Genomic DNA, 1,775 nt, shown 5'->3' with positions numbered 1-1,775 from the left:
TTGGGCGTGCCGAGCCGGTCGAACCGCAGGAACGCGCCGAACAGCGCCACCAGGATCGGACCCAGCCACCCCCACAGGGGGCTTCCCTGGAACGGCGGGACCAGCCGGTCGCGCACCGACGGCCGCGACGGCGCCTCGTCTGTGCTCTCTGCCGGGGTCGCGCCGGACTCGATCGTCTCCACCTTCGTACCGAGCCCACCGGCGGCCTCCCCGGCCTCGGCCTGGGCGGCCGGCGTGGGCTCGGCCGTCCTCGAACCGCCGCCACGCTCACCTCCTGCGGCCGAGCCCGCCCCGGCCGCGCCGATCGCGGCGGCGAGGAGCGGCGATGCTCCGCCGGACAGGCGTGCGGTCCCGGCGGGAACCGGGAGAAGTGCGGCTAATCTCGGGAGGAAGTCGCGAACGGCCACCCGGGCACCCTACGCGCCCGGAACGCCCGGCATCTAGAGATCATCTCGCTTGCCGGGATACGGGATGCCGTGCACCAGGATTCGGGCCGCCCGAAGCCCAGGGCACCCCGGCGGGCCGCGATGCTAGGAGCGGTGGACCGCGTCGTACAGCTCGCGCTTGGGGATGCCCGCGGCCCTGGCCACCTCGATGATCGCCTGCTTGCGCGGCTCGCCGGCCTCCGCCCGCCGGGCGACCTCGGCCACCAGGGCGTCGATGTCCGGCGCGGCGTCGCTCGGCGCGTACCCGGCGACGACCACGGTGATCTCACCGCGCACCTCGCCCTCGGCCCAGGCCGCCAGCTCGGCCAGCGGGCCGCGGCGCACCTCCTCGTAGGTCTTGGTCAGCTCGCGGCACACCGCGGCGGGCCGGTCGGGGCCGAACGCCTCGGCCATCGCGGCCAGCGCCACGTGCAGCCGGTGCGGCGCCTCGAAGAAGACCATGGTGCGTTCCTCGGTGGCCAGCGCGGCGAGCCGGCGCGCCCGTTCCCCCGCCTTGCGGGGCGGGAAGCCCTCGAAGCAGAACCGGTCGCTCGGCAGGCCGGAGATCGCCAGCGCGGTCGTGACCGCCGAGGGACCGGGCAGCGCGGTGACCGGGATGCCGGCCTCGACGGCGAGGTGGGTGAGCCGGTATCCGGGGTCGGACACCCCGGGCATGCCGGCGTCGGTGATGACCAGCACGGTGCGGCCGTCCCGCAGGTCGGCGAGCAGCTCGCCCGCCCTGGCGATCTCGTTGGCGTCGTAGTAGGACACGACGCGCCCGCCGAGCGTCACCCCCAGGTCGGAGGCGAGCCGCCGCAGCCTGCGGGTGTCCTCGGCCGCCACGACGTCGGCGCTCGCGAGCGCGTCCCGCAGCCGCGCGGAGGCGTCCTCCACGCGCCCGATCGGAGCCCCCGCCAGCACCAGCCTGCCCTTGTCGTCCACGTAGGCCATCCTCCCTCATGGCCGGCCCACCGGCCCGCACGAGCCTTTCGTCCCGGCTCTTCCCGGCCTTCGCGAAGCGGCGTTCCCCGGCTCCGGGCGACCTCGCCGGCCGGCCTTTGCGAGGAGCGGTCCGGCCGTTCCGGGCTGCCCGGGTCATGAACGTTCCACGGGCGATCGGAGACGTCGTCCGGGCGCAGCGCGCTTGGCTGGGCGTTCTCTACCGGGAGCCCCCCAATTGTGGGCGAAAGGGTGTTTCTTAGGCTGGGCGTAATAGCCGCCCCGTACGATGTCCGGATGGCCCTGACGGACTTCCCCAACCAGGACTTCGAGCAGCCGGAACCGCGGCCCGACTCCGCAGAGCGAGGATCGGTGCGCGACCGGCTCGTTCCGCCGTTCCAGGGAAGCCCT

Annotated in this window: 1 protein-coding gene and 1 pseudogene; both read right to left on the bottom strand. The window is 74.6% G+C overall.

Annotation, left to right across the window (positions count from 1 at the left end; all coding sequences use genetic code 11):
• Nucleotides 1-407, bottom strand: a pseudogene (locus IEY93_RS39130) (hypothetical protein); the annotation flags it as partial.
• Between the two features lie 123 nt (nt 408-530).
• Nucleotides 531-1,376, bottom strand: a complete 846-nt coding sequence (gene rsmI / locus IEY93_RS37280) for a 16S rRNA (cytidine(1402)-2'-O)-methyltransferase (RefSeq protein WP_189167866.1) — start codon at nt 1,374-1,376, stop codon at nt 531-533.
• Between the last annotated feature and the right edge of the window lie 399 nt (nt 1,377-1,775).

This window comes from Sphaerisporangium melleum, from assembly GCF_014646695.1.
Taxonomy (GTDB): Bacteria; Actinomycetota; Actinomycetes; order Streptosporangiales; family Streptosporangiaceae; genus Sphaerisporangium; species Sphaerisporangium melleum.
The sequence above is the reverse complement of the archived record's forward strand: the minus strand, read 5'-3'. Positions and strand labels throughout refer to the sequence as shown.